16 protein-coding genes are annotated in these 16846 nt (G+C 34.2%); 5 read left to right on the top strand and 11 right to left on the bottom strand.

Features of this window, described 5'->3' with window-relative positions; genetic code table 11:
• The 10 genes from C1S72_RS02755 to hemN form a co-directional block, all read right to left on the bottom strand.
• Entirely contained in the window at positions 1-783 is a 783-nt protein-coding gene (locus tag C1S72_RS02755) for an ABC transporter permease (RefSeq protein WP_104734144.1), read from the bottom strand.
• Positions 776-1483 carry an ABC transporter ATP-binding protein gene (locus tag C1S72_RS02760; RefSeq protein ID WP_104734145.1) on the bottom strand — a complete coding sequence of 236 codons (708 nt, stop codon included), beginning with the start codon at positions 1481-1483 and terminating at the stop codon, positions 776-778. Before C1S72_RS02760 ends, C1S72_RS02755 begins: the two co-directional genes overlap by 8 nt.
• The gene (locus C1S72_RS02765) at positions 1477-2712 is read right to left on the bottom strand and encodes a nitrous oxide reductase family maturation protein NosD (protein WP_230401561.1); all 1236 of its coding nucleotides are present in this window, start codon (positions 2710-2712) and stop codon (positions 1477-1479) included. The genes C1S72_RS02760 and C1S72_RS02765 overlap by 7 nt, the downstream gene beginning before the upstream one ends.
• Before the next feature lie 2 nt (positions 2713-2714).
• Positions 2715-3152 (bottom strand): nitrous oxide reductase accessory protein NosL, encoded by a 438-nt coding sequence (locus C1S72_RS02770; protein WP_104734146.1) that lies wholly within the window; start codon positions 3150-3152, stop codon positions 2715-2717.
• A gap of 43 nt (positions 3153-3195) precedes the next feature.
• Positions 3196-3795, bottom strand: coding sequence for a hypothetical protein (locus C1S72_RS02775; protein ID WP_104734147.1), 600 nt, complete (start codon positions 3793-3795; stop codon positions 3196-3198).
• Between the two features lie 136 nt (positions 3796-3931).
• The gene (nosZ, locus tag C1S72_RS02780; RefSeq protein WP_104734148.1) at positions 3932-5902 is read right to left on the bottom strand and encodes a Sec-dependent nitrous-oxide reductase; all 1971 of its coding nucleotides are present in this window, start codon (positions 5900-5902) and stop codon (positions 3932-3934) included.
• 27 nt (positions 5903-5929) lie between these two features.
• On the bottom strand, positions 5930-6511 hold the full coding sequence (locus C1S72_RS02785) for a fasciclin domain-containing protein (RefSeq protein ID WP_104734149.1): 582 nt from the start codon (positions 6509-6511) through the stop codon (positions 5930-5932).
• Between the two features lie 6 nt (positions 6512-6517).
• Positions 6518-7021, bottom strand: a complete 504-nt coding sequence (locus C1S72_RS02790; RefSeq protein WP_104734150.1) for a c-type cytochrome — start codon at positions 7019-7021, stop codon at positions 6518-6520.
• A 184-nt stretch (positions 7022-7205) separates the two neighbouring features.
• Positions 7206-8039, bottom strand: coding sequence for a universal stress protein (locus tag C1S72_RS02795; protein WP_104734151.1), 834 nt, complete (start codon positions 8037-8039; stop codon positions 7206-7208).
• 98 nt (positions 8040-8137) lie between these two features.
• Positions 8138-9502 carry an oxygen-independent coproporphyrinogen III oxidase gene (gene hemN / locus C1S72_RS02800; RefSeq protein WP_104734152.1) on the bottom strand — a complete coding sequence of 455 codons (1365 nt, stop codon included), beginning with the start codon at positions 9500-9502 and terminating at the stop codon, positions 8138-8140.
• Between the two features lie 137 nt (positions 9503-9639).
• On the opposite strand from hemN, the gene C1S72_RS02805 reads away from it, so the two are divergent.
• From C1S72_RS02805 to C1S72_RS02825, 5 genes are all read left to right on the top strand, one after another.
• The gene (locus tag C1S72_RS02805; RefSeq protein WP_104734153.1) at positions 9640-10239 is read left to right on the top strand and encodes a superoxide dismutase family protein; all 600 of its coding nucleotides are present in this window, start codon (positions 9640-9642) and stop codon (positions 10237-10239) included.
• A gap of 89 nt (positions 10240-10328) precedes the next feature.
• Positions 10329-10862 (top strand): RNA polymerase sigma factor, encoded by a 534-nt coding sequence (locus tag C1S72_RS02810; RefSeq protein ID WP_104734154.1) that lies wholly within the window; start codon positions 10329-10331, stop codon positions 10860-10862.
• Positions 10862-11692 (top strand): anti-sigma factor, encoded by an 831-nt coding sequence (locus C1S72_RS02815; protein WP_104734155.1) that lies wholly within the window; start codon positions 10862-10864, stop codon positions 11690-11692. The genes C1S72_RS02810 and C1S72_RS02815 overlap by 1 nt, the downstream gene beginning before the upstream one ends.
• A 211-nt stretch (positions 11693-11903) precedes the next feature.
• Positions 11904-12416, top strand: coding sequence for a hypothetical protein (locus tag C1S72_RS02820; protein WP_104734156.1), 513 nt, complete (start codon positions 11904-11906; stop codon positions 12414-12416).
• A 177-nt stretch (positions 12417-12593) separates the two neighbouring features.
• Entirely contained in the window at positions 12594-14315 is a 1722-nt protein-coding gene (locus tag C1S72_RS02825) for an arylsulfatase (protein ID WP_104734157.1), read from the top strand.
• Between the two features lie 286 nt (positions 14316-14601).
• Here the strand turns inward: C1S72_RS02825 and C1S72_RS02830 are convergent, their stop codons facing one another.
• Positions 14602-16785 (bottom strand): TonB-dependent receptor, encoded by a 2184-nt coding sequence (locus tag C1S72_RS02830; protein ID WP_230401562.1) that lies wholly within the window; start codon positions 16783-16785, stop codon positions 14602-14604.
• Between the last annotated feature and the right edge of the window lie 61 nt (positions 16786-16846).

Consider the following 16846-nt stretch of genomic DNA (forward strand, 5'->3'; position numbering starts at 1 on the left):
TTAAAAATCTTTTCTTTTAGATTTAAACATAATACGCAGTACAGGAAGCACAACCCAAACTATGAGCATAATAAAGGATACTATGAGTCCGAAACTTGTGCCAAAAAATTGTTTGAAAATAGCTCCTGTATAGCCTAGCAATGCAGAAATATCTAGTTTCAATAATATTAAGGTTCGTGATAAATCAATTGGGTTTAGCATGGTTCCGATTAATGATAATTTGTCTAATGGATAATCTTCAAATAAAATAAGTGTCATTAAAAATAACCCATCATAAATTACAGCTAAAAACAACCATAATAATATAGCGTAACCAAACCCTTTTATCTTATTCTCGTTAGATAAAGCAATATTAAAAGCCAAAGCTGTAAATATGAGTGTTAAAAACGAACCTGTTATTAACAGTAAAGAAAAGTCCCAAATGGCATTACTTTTAAACAAACCATAAAACACAAATGGAATACCTAAACCTAATATTAAACTCATAGATAATGATAATGCCACACCTAAATACTGCCCAAGAAAAATGGACGATCGTTTTAAGGGTTGGGCTAACAGCAATTCGGTAAACTCTTTTGAATTATAATAATACATCACGCCAAAAATGGTTCCTATTAATGGTACTAAAACTATGATTACGTTCATTAGAGTAATCACTGCTTTAGATAAATCATTATTCAAAAACAAAAGCACGACTCCAAGCAATAGATAAAAGGCGAAGTACACATAACTCCAACGGCTACGCATGAGATCGAAAAAACTATATTTCAATATTTTAAGCATGATTCTCTAATAATATAGACGCAATAGCATGTTCAAAATCAGGCTGATTGGTCTTGGTTTTTAATTCTGAAATAGTGCCTTTAAAATAAATTTTACCTTCTAGGATAAATACAATTTCATCAGACACTTCTTCTACAAAACTCATGATGTGTGAGGTAATAAGAATTGTTTTTCCTTTTGCTTTCTCTACTTGTATAAGCTCCTTTAAACGAATTAATGAAATAGGGTCTAACCCAGTTGTTGGTTCATCTAGAATAATTAAAGGACTATCAAACATAAAGGTTAAAACTAGGTTTACTTTTTGTTTAGTTCCTCCTGAAAGGTTACCCAATTTTTTATCTAAAAAGGGTTGCAACTTAAATAGCTCAATTAAACGCTCATCTTCATTGGTGTTTTTTCGTAAATCCTTTATCATACGAATCAACTCTTTTACCCTTAAATTACTAGGGAAATTAGCTATTTGTGGCAGGTAATCAATTTGATGTCTGTAGTTAGGGTTTTTCTTAATATTTTTACCTTGTACGTTAATGGCTCCTTGATCTGGAATTACCATACCTAAAACCGATTTAATTAAAGTGGTTTTACCCGAACCATTTGGTCCTAGAACAGCAAATATGCCACCATCCTTAATGCTTAAATCAACGCCTTTAAGCACTTCGTTTTTGCCGAATTTTTTATGTAGATTTTCAATACTTACCATGTTATACGTTTTGTTTGCGGATTATTATCCATAAGATTATCTGGTGTAAATACTGGCGATACTTTTTCTGAAAAATCAATTATATCTATAAATAAACTACGTAATAAAATTATAGTTTCTGGTGTACGGTTTACGATATACGAAAAAAGCTTTACAGGTCTGTAAGGCACGTCGCCTATACCATCTTTATCTAAATCATAACCTGTGTAATTACTCCAGTAGTTTCTATCAAAAATATTATCATTAACCTTACTATTGTATGAAATATCAAAGGAATTGTATAAAAAATTATTCTCAATAAAACGGTTGGTATAGCAGGCTCCTTTTACTTTGACAGCCCAACCATTATTAGAAAAATTGTTGTTTTTATAAGTTATTCTGTTAGAACCTTCAATGTTAATTCCAATGGTATTTTCTTTAAAACTATTTCCGGTTATTTCAGAATCATTTATTTCTTTTAATAATAAACCATAAGATGCAGTTCCCCAGTTTTCTTTAAAGGTATTGTTAACCATTTTTATTTTCTTGGAAAACATAACCGCTACACCTGCTCCATTATTTTCAAACGTATTGTCTTGATACACATCATCATTTGAAAACATAAAGTGTAAACCATAACGCAAATTTTCAGCACTTACATTATTTTTAATAATGCAATTGTCAGAAAACTCTAAATAAATACCATCGCGTACATGTTCAACAAAGTTATGCTCAATATCTACATAGTGACTGTACCATAATTGAATACCGTTACCCGAATTATACTCTTCAACAGCATCTCCAATTATTTTGTTGTGATACACTTTTCCGTAACTCGATTTTTCAATGTAGATACCAAAGAACAATTTTTCCAAAACAAGATTCTGTATTACAAAATGCTTACTTCTTTTTACCCGTATAGCTGCATAATCTTCTGTATAGCTATTCCCAACATTTATAATAAATAAACCATCTACCGTAACACTATCAGACACTACTGTAATAACCTCCCCTTTTAATTCACCATCGATTACTGGATAATTTTCACCAATTAGTGTTAGAGGTTTATCTACAAGTACATTATACTCTTTGTAAGTTCCTTTTTTTACAACAACAGTATCGTAGGGTTTGGCTGCAGAAATACCATCCTTCAAGGTAGTAACAGGGCACGTTCTGCATACTTCAATAGTTTGCGCATACATGCTGGTTACCATAAACATGGTAGTTATAAAACCGAGCTTAAAATTCATGTTTAGTCGTTAAAGTGCATTAATAATTCTTGCCACGTGTAGAGTGTTCCATCTTTTTCAGATAGCACGTACTTAGCATCAGCTTCTTCTTTAAATGCCGATAAAAAGGCTCCCATTGGGCTAGGTACATTTTTACTTATTAAAAATGTAGCCTTTGTAGCATCAATTAATTCTCCTGGCTCTGTGTAATTATTAGACAAGTACAATTCTATTTCAGAAGTGTCAAACTCATCCATAAAATTAATCATGCATTCGGTAGCATCAAATTTATAGACCTTGCCTTTTGTGGTTACAATTTCAGCAGCATGCAATTTATCAACAATAGTCATCTTACAAAAGTGACAACCATCATTGCCGTAGTCAATAGGCTTTGGTGATACGTTACAGCTTACTAGCATTATCATCAATAGAATTGCTAGATAGTGTTTTAGTGTTTGCATTTTATTTTAGTGTTTTAGTGTTTTTTACTGTAATACCTGTTTGTTACATATCTAAAGAATTTTTATGGTTTTTTTTACCAACTAAATAAGCAATTAAGGATGTTGCTATTCCTAATCCTAAAAATAAGGCTCCTAATCGTGGGTATGAATGTGCTCTAAAGTTAAGAATATCTTTACTACCAAATAATGGCGGTTGAAAACCCATTTGCGTACCATCTGGATTTGTAAATTTCATAATAGCTTTGGGATCTAAATTATGACCATAGTCATGCTCCCATATGTAAAAATCATACAATCCTGCACTGCTTAAAACAACCATGAGTATAAACCAGTATAAAAACCATTTGTAATTGCCTTTAAAAGCAATAGCCAAACCAATTATAGTTGTTATTATAATGCCTGCAGGGAAAATTTTGAATTCAGGAATAGCATCTGGAATATACTTCATCCCTACATAATGATTCATGAGGTTGATGTTTTTAATATCATGCGGATTAGCATCTGAAAAATCATTAATGTGGATATACATCCCTAATGGTGTTGGGTATTGTGGTGCTTCTAAAGTAATTTTCCAAAGCGGGAATAAAAATAATCCAAGTGGTAGAATGGCTGCAAGCAGCATGATGATATTAGACTTTTTCATCGTGATAAAATTAGTGGTTTTAATCTCCTACTCGTGCAGGAATAATAGTGTTTTTAAAAAGAAAGGCGAGAGCGAAATAATTACTCTCGCCTTTGATAGGAAAATAAACACTAAAACAAAATTCTCCTAATCTGTTTTATTCTATATCTTCTCCCATTGACCATTTTAATGGTGTATTAGCATTTGCAGGAGATACGCGAATATAACCTTGCATCTCTTGGTGTAATGCTGAACAGAAATCTGTACAATAAAATGGCCATACACCAACTTTTGTTGGCTCCCAAACCGATGTTTTAGTTTGTCCTGGCATAATCAATAATTCAGAGGTGTTTTGACCTATTACAGCAAATCCGTGTGGTACATCAAAATCTTGCTCTAAATTAGTTACGTGGAAATATACTTTATCACCAACTTTTATACCTTCAATATTATCTGGTGAAAAGTGACTACGAATGGTTGTCATGTAGATATGTACATTATTACCATCTCTAACAACTTTTGTATCATCATCAGAAAATGCAGCGTAAGGGTGCTTATTATCCTCTAAATCATATATTTTTTGAGAACGTTCTTTAATAAGGTCAGCTTTCATAGCTGCAGCATAATGTGGCTCGCCATGTGTTGGGAAATCTAATAATAATTCCATTTTATCTCCCGAAATATCATACAATTGTGCACTATGCTCCAATTCTGGACCTGTTGGTAAATAACGATCCTTTGTGATTTTATTCATAGCAAACATATATTTCCCTTGTGGCTTTCTAGAGTTACCACCTGGAATAGTTAAATGTCCTACAGAATAATACGTTGGTTGTCTATCTAATACTTCCCATGTACCTAATTTCCACTTCACTACTTCCGAAGAAATAAAGAACGTAGTATAAGCATTACCATTAGCATCAAATTCAGTGTGTAATGGGCCTAAACCTGCTTGTTCTACAACACCTGCTAATACATCTTCAAAATTTAAAATTGGAATACCATAAGCATCTCCAGCAAACTTCTTACCTTCGATTGCTGCCAACATATTTTTAAATGAGTGTACCGTTAAATTTGCCGATAACTTACCATTTCCAATAATGTATTCACCTGAAGGATCAACGTCACAACCATGAGGCGATTTAGGTGTTGGTAATAAATATACCGCTCCAGGTACCTCTGATGGGTTAACTACACGCACCTCTTTTTTCATAGTAGAAGTAGCTGTATGCGTGGCCTCATCATATACGTTATGAGCATATTCAGCGGGCATCATAGTACCACCACCATTATTTACATATTCTTCAATTTTCTTCCAGTTAATGGCAGCAATAAAATCTTTATCATTTTGTGATGCATTAACTTCTAACAAGGTACTTGCCTCTTCTGTATTATAAGTTGAGAAAAAGAACCAACCATGAGACGCACCACGACCTGGATGCGCTAAATCATAATTAAAACCAGGCATTAAAACTTGGAATTTAATATCCATATGACCATGTTCTGGCTCTACACTAATAAATGATAAGGCTCCTTGAAAGTTTCCTTTATAGTCTTTAATTGGCATATCACGTTGAGGAACTGGAACAGAAAAACGGGTTCCTGCTACAACATACTCGGTGTTTTCAGTTACAAAAGAGGAACTGTGATTACCAGCACTGTTAGGCACCTCAATGATCTCGGTAGTCTCAAATGTTTTTAAATCTATTTTCGCAATTCTTGGCGTGTTGTTTTCATTAATAAAAATGAAACGACCATCAATCTCTCCATTGGTTTGAGAAATATCTGGATGGTGTGAATCTCCCCAAGGAATAAAACCGTGAGAGGTGTTTAACATAGGTTTTGTTTCTTCAGAATAACCATATCCCGATGTTGGAAATTGAGAAAACACAGGGATTTCTTTAAACATACGTCCTGATGGTAATCCATAAACGGTTAAGTTACCGCTATAACCACCTGAAATAAAAGCATAAAATTCATCATGTTCTCCAGGTGCTACATACACCTTTTCTGCAACATTACTAGATAAGGCTCCAGATTTTGCATTTGATTTTTTGGTGTCGTCACAACTTGTAAATGCTATAAGAACAGTTACAAGCGCAGCTACTGATTTTAAAATATTCTTCATTGTTTATTTATTAATTGAGTTAGTGATTTATTTTTCTTCTGTTGGTGGTAATAATACCTTATCAACCACATGTACAATACCATTACCAGCTTTCACACTTGCAATAATGTTAGCGCCTCCAATTACTGGTTTACCATCAACAACTTCAACTTGAACGTATTGATTGTTTGCTTGACCTAGTTTTGGAAGTTTAGTAAGTATAGATGTACTTAAATTACCAGGTGTTACATGATACTTTAAAATGTTAGCAAGAACTTCCTTATTTTCTGGTTTAAGTAAATCGTCAATAGTACCCTCTGGTAAGGCTGCAAAGGCTGCATCTGTTGGTGCAAATACGGTAAGTGGACCAACATTAACCAAGGCATTCTCTACTTGCGCAGCTTGTACGGCTGCTACTAGTGTCTTGTGATCTGGTGAACCAATGGCAATTTGCAAGCAATTGGGCGTGGCTTCATCATCTTCAATAAAAGCTTGTCCAGAGCGTTCAGTTGTTGTTTTTTCAGTTTCTGTAACTGTATTGGTCGTTGAGGCTTCCTGATTCTCGTCTTTACATGCGAAAAGTAAACTTACACATGCCAAAACAAAAAATAACTGTTTAAATGTATTCATAATGTATTATTTTAGTGTTCTAAAGTATTCTAATACGGCTCTAGCATCTTCTTCTGAAAGATTCTGGTTTGCCATTGGCGAACCATTAAACTCTATCAATAAGTCCTTTGCTAATGGATCATTTTTAACCATCTCTTCTGGATTCAAAATCATGTTCATAACCCATTCAGGAGTTCTACGTTCTAATATACCTGTAGGTGCAGGACCAATAAATTTTTTGTCTGGTCTGTGACATGCGGTACACATTTTCTTGAATACATCTTCACCATGGGTTGCCATTGACTGATCAATATCTGCCGTAAGATCAACTGAATTAATTGGACCTACGCCTTTATTAGTAAGATCTACACGTTTTGATGCTGGAACTTTTTCTTCTTTTTTAGCGACGGTTTCTGTTTTAGTTGATTTCTTTTCGTAAGAAAATTTTTCTTCTTTTTTTTCTTCTTTACCACCACAGCTAATAACTAGTAGGGCAAATAATAGGGTCATTAATTTTAGTGTTGTTTTCATGTTATTTATAATTTGTACAACAAAACTAAATACTAAAAAGCTTTAAAAACATGACAAAAATCATATTTCGGATATTTTTATCCTATTTAAAAATTGTAACTACAAATACTACTGATAATAAGCACTCTGGCACAAAAAAAATCAAGCTTAAGGCTTGATTTTTTTTTATGATATTTATCTGAATTTATATTTTAAATGTCATCACAGGAAGTGTAGAATGATTGGCAATATCTTCTGAGATACTCCCTTCAAAGAAATGCGCCAGACCTTTTCTACCATGTGTAGCAATAGCTATCAAATCAGCTCCTACCAAATTAGAGAAATTGGTAATACCCTTCTCTACCGTATAATCACTTACATAAGTTACGTTAGATAAATTATCCAAATTACCATCGGCTTTCTTTAAAAAGCTAACAACCTTACCCTCCATTTCAGCAGTGCTTCTGAAATTTTCACTTGGTAAATTAACATAGATCATATGCATTTTTGATTGTAAGCTTTCAAACATGTTTTTAGCATTTATGTAGGCTGAAACAGATTCTTCAGAAAAATCACAAGCAAAAACAACATTATCAAACTCAGTTAATATAGGATTGTGTTTAATAACCAAAACAGGTATTTCTGAATACCTCACAACCTTCTCGGTGTTTGAACCTATAAAAAATTCTTTAATACCACTGGTACCATGAGAGCCCATAACTACCAAATCGGCACCTTGTTCTTTAGCAACCTCATTAACTTCTCTAAATACTTTAAAGTGCTTCACAATGGGTGTTACTTTTAAGCCTTCTAAATAGTCTTTATCTAAAAATTCGTTAAATCGTTTTTCTGCCAATTTTAAGAAAAAGACCGTTTCCATTTGCATCTCATTCTCGCCTTTAGTTAATATGGCTTCAGACATTTCCAACATGTGTAAGGCTAAAATCTCGGCATTGTTTTTTTTGGCAAGCATGGCAGCCGTTTCTAATGCGTAATCTGAATATTCAGAAAAATCTATAGGGACTATTATTTTTTTCATGGTTTCTAATTTTAAGTTAAACAAATACTACTATAATTTACGATATTTTTTACAGAACCTTTCTTATTGTCAATGCTTTAATCTTTTATTAACATGCGTTAAACAGTCATTGAAAATAATTGTTTTTCTGGCTGCTGACGCTGTAAAAGCAGGTCAAATGCCATACAAACATTCCGTACAAAGGGCTTTCCTTTTTCTGTTACTTGTAATGATTTTGATTCTATATCAACCAAACCATCAGTTTCCATTTCTTTTAATTTTATTAATACATCAGGTAAATCATTAAATCTCATTTGGTTATTATCCCAAGTTGTTTCAAAATGACACATTAAGTTTAATATGTGGGTTCTAATAATTAAATCTTCAGAATTTAAAATATGACCTCTATAAACAGGAATTTGATTTTTATCCAATAGGTTGTAATATGATTTTATATCCTTTACATTTTGAGCAAAGCCATACCAACTGTCACTAATAGACGACACACCTAAACCAATCATCATTTGCGTTTTGGAAGCTGTATAACCCATAAAATTGCGATGCAATGACCTGGATAACATGGCTTTATAGAGCGTGTCTGTCTCTAATGCAAAATGATCCATACCTATTTCATGATAACCTAAATCAGCCAACAATTGTTTGCCCAATTCATATTGTTCACGTTTGGTTGCAGGTTTTGGCAAATCGGCTTCACTAAAACCGCGTTGACCATTTCCTTTTATCCAAGGAACGTGTGCATAGCTATAAAAAGCAATGCGATCAGGTTTTAATAATTTGGTTTTTGTAATCGTTTCCTGTACATGATTAATCGTTTGAAAGGGTAATCCAAAAATAATATCATGACCAATTGATGTATAACCAATCTCTCTAGCGGCTTCTGTTACAAATTGCACATTTTCAAAAGGTTGAATACGATGGATAGCTTTTTGAACGCTTAAATTATAATCCTGCACTCCAAAACTTACACGTCTAAAGCCAAGATTGTAAAGCGTTTGTAAATGCTCTCGAGTTGTATTGTTAGGGTGACCTTCAAAACTAAACTCATGATTCTGGGCAACCTGACTTTTAGATAGAATACCTTCTATCAATCTTTTTAAGTTATCTGGCGAGAAAAAAGTAGGGGTACCACCTCCTAAATGTAATTCTTTAATTAGGGGCTTACCTTCAAATTTTTCACAGTATAAATCCCATTCCTTAAGCACATAAGAAATGTATGGCGACTCTACTTCGTGACGTTTAGTTATACGCTTATTGCAGCCACAAAACGTACACAAACTTTCACAAAATGGTAAATGAATGTACAAACTAATACCTTCATCATGATTACTTTCTTTAAATGACGTTTGTACAGTATGCAACCATTTTGATTGAGAAAACGTTGCGCTATCCCAATACGGTACGGTTGGGTAACTCGTGTAACGAGGTCCTGCTATATTATATTTATTTATCAACTTGCTTGACATACCTTTTGTAATATGGCTCAAAATTATTGCGAATGCGTTAAACATAATATGATAATTATCATATTCTTACCTCTACATATTTTATTATGATTTAAATAATATGTAATTTTATAGTAACTAAAACGAAATTAAACATCATGAAGAAAATAAGTTTATTACTTACACTATGTATTCTTGTTACTGTTTTTGCTTGTAAGAAGGATAAAAAGGAAAACACAGAAATGGAAACAACTGAAACAACAGAAATGGAAGAACCAGCTGTGATTGAGACCAAAACTGAAGAAGTTGAAAAAATAAAAGTGGCATTAAGTCCAAAAAGCGGTAGTAATGTAACTGGTAATGCTGTATTTAGGCAAGAGAATGGTCAGGTTACTTTTACCTCTATCATGTCTGGTTTAGAGCCAGGAACACATGCTATTCATCTGCATGAAACAGCTGATTGTTCGGCTGATGATGGTACTTCAGCAGGTGGCCATTGGAACCCTACAGGACAACCACATGGAAAATGGGGTGATGCTGCAGGTTATCACAAAGGCGATATAGGCAATTTTAATGCTGATGAAAAAGGCAATGGAACCATTACCCTAACTACTGATGAATGGTGCATTGGTTGTGGTGATCCTGCAAAAGATGTATTGGGCAAAGCCATTATTGTACATAAAGGTGCCGATGATTTTACCTCACAACCATCTGGAGCCGCTGGTGCTCGTGTAAGTTGTGCAGGTGTTATTGAATAACTATCTCACAAAACAAATTTGTAAAAGCTGCCTTGTGCAGCTTTTTTTATTGCTAATTATTGACTACTTTGGTGAAAAATAAACACTACATGCAATTAGAGCTTCTGGTTTCAAAGTTTCAAAACAAAGATGAAAAAGCTTTTGAAGCACTTTATAATATGTATAGTGACAGTATGCATGGCGTTATTTATAACATTGTTCGGGATCATGATATTGCCGAAGAAGTGATGCAAGACGTGTTTATTAAAGCCTGGCATAATGCCAGTAGTTATTCATCTAAAAAAGGTCGATTTTTTACCTGGCTTATAAACATTGCCAGAAATGCCGCTATAGACAAAACACGGTCTAAAACCTTTAAAAATTCTAAAAAAAACCTTCATGCCGATTTTTTCGTAGATATACTTGAGAACCATGAAAACCTAAACAGCCAAACCGATGCCATTGGCATTAAAAAATTTGTAAAAAAGTTAGCCAAAAAATGCATTGAAGTCATTGAGCTGTTATACTTTAAAGGATATACGCAAAAAGAAGCTTCAGAAACTTTAGAAATGCCTATTGGCACTATAAAAACACGCAATAGAAATTGTATTAACGAATTGCGAAATATGTTGGATGTAACCTAATGACGAATAAAGAGTACATAGAATCTGGAATTTTAGAGCTTTATATAGCTGGTGCCCTTTCTGAAGAAGAAAACGAAGCCGTGTATCAAAAGCTGTTAGAAAATCCGGATATTTTAGATGAAGTTTTAAAAATTGAAGCGGCTATTATTAAGCTAACAGCTGCCGCAAGACCATCGGATTCTAAACATATATTTACTGCTGTTAAAGAAGCATTAGGTTTAAGTAAAACTGAACCTAAAGTTATTCCATTACCTGGAAAACCAAAAACCAATTGGTTTGCCTACACAGGTTGGGCAGCCTCTGTATTACTAGCTGGTGGCCTCATCTGGTTATTGAACCAAAATAGTGCCTTACAATCTGAAATGAATACGGTTGAAACTGAAATGAACAAGCAGCTTATTGACAACCAACTTCTTGAAGAACAAATAAGCAGAGCCAACGCAAGTTTGGAAGAAGCCAATAAACTACTTTCAGTAATACGTGATAAAGATATCATAGCCGTGCCTTTATCTGGACAAGCTGTGTATCCGGAAGCCTATGCCAAGGTGTATTGGGATAAAAAGACTAATAACATTTACCTAGACGCCCAAGGCTTACCAGAACCTCCACGAGGCAAGGTGTATCAGGTTTGGTCTTTAACATTAAGCCCACTCACGCCTACTAGTTTAGGAACTATTGACAACTTTGCCACGGATGACAACAAAGTGTTTACTATAAGCAATGCCAATGCTTCTGAAGCCTTTGGTATTACACTAGAACCTGCAGGTGGTAGCGAAACACCGACTATGGAACAACTGTACACATTAGGAGCTGTTGCTAGCGCACCATAAACCAAGACACACGTCACACACTGTTGATATTTAGATTGATATAAAAATGCGCTGTTGATAATTTACGGTTTAGTTTTTTATAACGAAGGGCATTAAATAGTAAAGAAAAGTATTAACCCATTTTATTTATATGGAAAAACATTTGCTAAATAGATGCTTTAACGCATAACAATATATATAAAGACGTCAGCAAAAATTTAAAACCAATCATATGAACAAAATCATTCTTACATCAATCAGCGTATTTTTTGCTCTCAATTCAATTTTAGGGCAAACTACTAAAGAAGAGTACGCAAAAGACGTAATATCAGTAGATGCAATCATAAATGCATATTATGATGTTGTTTCAGGTTCGAATAGTGAGCCATGGGAATTTGAGCGAGATAAGTATATTCATTCGGAAAATGCTGTTATAACAAGACTAGACGAAAATGGGAAAGCAGAATCACATACTCTTGAAGCGGAATATATTCCAATTGGATTATCACCTAAAGAGGATTTTTACGAAAAGGAACTTAAAAGAATAGTAAGTAAATATGGAAATATTGCACAAGTTTGGAGTGCTTTTGAAATCCGAACTGACCCAAAAACGGAATCTAATATTAGAGGACTGAATAGTATCCAACTACATTATGAAAATGGAAGATGGTTTATTGATAGTTGGACTTGTGAAATGGAATCTGAAAAGAATAATATAGTTTTTGAATTTTTGAATAAGGAATGAAAAACTTTTGCTAGCAATGTATAAAAATAATTGCTTGCTCTCGCCTACTAACTACAATTGCTTAAGCCAGATAGCTCCACTTGCGTTTATTCGGTTTTTATTTACTAAATTACGTAAAATCTATTTACAAGACTCTAGAATAGAGTGTATAAAGGGATTGTAAAACCATAAATTCCGATGAAAAAATCACAACTATTCGATTTTAGCCACGTACACATCAAAGCATATAAATTCAAAAAGTACAAGTCTATCACACATGTCTTCTCAATCTTACTCGTATTTGGCATCATATTATCATGTTCCGAAAAGGATGCTAAAAAGGAAGCTAAAAAGAAAATCTATGAGAGACCTAATATTGTATTAATAGTTGCCGACGATTTAGGCTATGGTGATATAGGTTGTTATGGTGGAGATATTCAAACACCAAACATCGATGCTTTAGCCCATAAAGGCATTAAGTTTAGTAGTTTCCACACGGCTCCTATGTGTGCGCCTACTCGTGCCATGCTGTTGTCTGGAAATGACAACCATATTGCAGGAATGGGTGGTCAAGGTCGGATTACGACCGAGTTTGGCTATGAAGGAAAATTAACAAACCGGATAGTAACCATTCCAGCATTATTAAGAGATGCTGGCTACCATACCTATATGGCTGGCAAATGGCATCTAGGTAAAGAGCCTGAATCTAATCCGCATCAAAAAGGATTCGAACATTCGTTTGTTCTTCTAGAAGGTGCAGGCAATCATTACAACAACCGAAGCGCTTTGCATAATGGATATTCAAATTATACCGAGGATGGAGATTCTATTTCATGGAAAGCTGGTAATTACTCTACAGATTTTTATACCGATAAAATTATAGAATACATTGATTTGAATAAAGATGATAAGCAGCCATTTTTTGCTTTTGCAACTTATACATCGCCACACTGGCCTTTACAAGTAGATGAAAAATATTGGAAAAAATATAAGGGGCAATATGATGACGGCTATGAAAAGTTACGTGAACGAAGATTAAACAGTCTTAAAAAAGCAGGAATAATTCCAAATGAGATTATAGCTCCTCCTAGTCATGAAGACGTGGTCCCTTGGGACTCTTTATCTCCTAAAGACCAGATGAAAGAAGCTAGAAAAATGGAATTGTATGCAGGTATGGTTGATAATTTAGACTATAATATTGGCCGATTGATTACACACCTAAAAGACATTGGAGAATATGAAAACACATTGTTTGTTTTCATGTCTGATAATGGCGCTGCCTACAGAGACTTTATAAGTCATGATAGTTTTGGAAGTTTAAAGGATTATTACAATGATGATTATGATAATATGGGCAATGCTAATTCTTATATCTCCTATGGCCCGCAATGGGCAGAAGCCGGTTCGTCTCCTTTTAGATATTTCAAAGATTATGCTACCCAAGGAGGTATAAATACAACAATGGTTATTAAAGGACCAAATGTGACTAGAGAAAATGAAATCCATCATGGTTTTACCAGCTTATTGGATTTGGCGCCCACTTTTTATGAGGTAGCCAATGTTAAGTATCCTGAAGCTTACGATGGGAATAAAGTTTATCCATTAAGAGGTAATTCTCTAATTCCCTTTGTGTCTGGGGAAACAAATGAAATTCATGATTCAGATTATGTATTTGGGCTGGAGCATTACGGACATGCTATGCTACGAAAAGGTCATTGGAAAATTACAAATTTCACACGCCCCTTTAAAGTTGAAAATTTTGCGCTTTACGACCTTTCAAATGATATTGGCGAGCAAAATGATCTTAAGGAATTTGAGAAAGAAAAATATGCCGAACTGTTAAAAGAATGGATGAAGTTTTCAGATGAAATAAAAATTCAAACACCAACACCCAAACCTATAGCAAAGGAGACTTTGTAGCTATTATGACTAACCAAAAAGATTCACATACTTTAGTATATAATATATGATAAAGTTTTTTAGAAAAATAAGTTACGACCTAATGGGGAAATAGAAAAATCAAAAGATACGTTATCAAAAGCGAAGGAACTTATATCATTAATTGATGAATATTTAAATGTATATAATTGAAAGTTAAAAAAAGCGTCTGCTTTCACAGACGCTTTCCAACTAACAAAAAACTCCTAACAAACTTCTTAGCATAAAACTTCAGACTCTTGTTAGTTTCTTCATTAACAACAAATTCTTAAAATCTATAACTTACAACACCTTTCATAAAAAATGGTGTACCAGGTGTAAAGTGTATTTCTTCAACTGGATTTAGTTCATTTTGCAATCGTGATTCGGTTGCAAACTGGGTTTCGTTCCATTCGGTATCAAACACGTTTTCTATAACTACGCCAAAACTCAAGTTTTTGGTTAGGGCATAATTCATATTTAAATCGGTCACAAAATAGCCTTCAGCTACAACGGAGTTGTCCTCATTGGCTGGTCTGTCATCAATATAACGATAGCGTATGCCTGCCGAAAAACCTTTTAGATCATTAATAGCCAAACCTCCTGTAAGTGTAAAGTCTGGTGCCAATGGAATGTAATCGGAACCATCCGGTTCATCAACGCTTCTTGCATGTGTAAACGTAGCATCAGTATCAAAATACAACCAATCTGTAAATTGATAACGCAGACCAATGTCTAAACCATAACGTTCTGATTTTCCGCTAGGCTCAACAATACCTGCATCACCGACATATACAAACTCTTGTTCTAAAAATAAGTACCAAACAGCTGAATTGAACACCATTTTCGGAAAGGGTTTCCAGATAGCGCCTAAATCAGTTCCATAGGCCTTTGGTAATATTTCCTCACCACCTTGCGCCACCACTACTCTAGCATCATTAGAATGAAACCCAATTCCTGATTTTAAAAACCATTGTAAGTTGTTATTCTGATTAAAAAAGATATTCAGTTTTGGACTGAATGTTGTTTTAGTTTCAGCTTGAGTTTCATAAGGTGTTATCAAGTCGTCATTATACATGAACTTAAAATAATCCAAACGCAAGGCTGGTGTAATCACAAACTTGTTCAACTCAAATTCGGCGTTAATAAATCCAAACATATTGGTTTCATTTACATCGCCTAAAGCCAAATAATCTAAAGTTTCATTCCGATTTAAGGTGTGCGATAACTCAACATCATCTACCTGATCATGGCGTAAACCAAAACCTGATGTTAATTTGGTTTCAATATTTCCCAGTTGGGTGTCTTTTATGAACTGGGTATTAAACCCATAAATATTTCGGCTTTCATGTTGTTTTATTTGGTCACCATTGATAGGATCTTCTAAGAAGAATGTGAAATTTGAAAACAGCTCAAAGTCATATTTGGAATAAAACACATTAGACTTGAATTGTAAATCCTCTTTTAACAAAGCGTTATAACTCACATTTACGTTACTTCTAGAAGTAGTCCCGCCTTCGGTATCATCTATGGCTCCCCATCGTGTGATTAAACCACTATCAACAGCGCGTTGTGGTATTTGTCCAGACGCATCCCAACGACTCGTAAAATGTGACACACTTACCGATAATTTATCATTACCTTTTAAGTAGGTACTGAATTTCCCAAAAAGATTTAAACGGTTAAAATTTTGTGGTGAATCAAAGGGTCCATCAAAGGCAATATATTCAAGAGCCACATAAGCATTGGAACGTTTGTTGTTTTTTAATAGGTCAAACATACCTAATGTTCTTAAGGAATTAAACTGACCAATACTCAAACTAATTTCACTGCTTTCTAGCCTGTCTTTGGTATTAAAATCTACAAAACCTGCAGTAGCAAAATCACCTTTATTAGCATAATACGGTCCTTTACCAAAGTTAATGGCATTGACTGTTTCTGGAATTAAAAAGTGTAAATCGCTATAGCCTTGTCCATGAGCATGAGATACCATATTTACAGGCATACCATCAACAGCCAAACTAATATCGGTACCATGATCAATATCAAAACCACGTAAGAAAATCTGTTCTGCTTTTCCACCTCCAGCATGCTGTCCAATAATGAGGCCAGGCACTTTTCGTAATACTTCTTGTGAGGAATTTACAGGATTGGTTTCCAAATCTATTTTAGCCACACTGTTAAGGGCACTCACTTGTTCAGTGATTATAAGTTCATCTAGCAATATGGCTTTCGCCTTTAAACTGACTTCTAACCCATCTGAAAGATGTGCATTGGTGACAATTATAATGGTTTTTTCAAATCCTAAAAGACCAATATTTAAAGTGTCCCCTAGTTTATTATTTTCCAATATAAAAGACCCATTGGCTAATGTATGCGCATGACTTGTAGAGTTTGTATTATAAATATATGCGTTTTCTAGAGGTTGCCCTGAATCATCTAAAACAAGACCTTTAATATCGTCTTGTGCCATGATCCAATGACAGCAGAAAAAGAAAACAAATATAAAAATGGGTTTAATCTTAAAAAGCATA

The sequence above is a fragment of the Hanstruepera ponticola genome (assembly GCF_002940745.1).
In the GTDB taxonomy this organism is placed as follows: domain Bacteria; phylum Bacteroidota; class Bacteroidia; order Flavobacteriales; family Flavobacteriaceae; genus Hanstruepera; species Hanstruepera ponticola.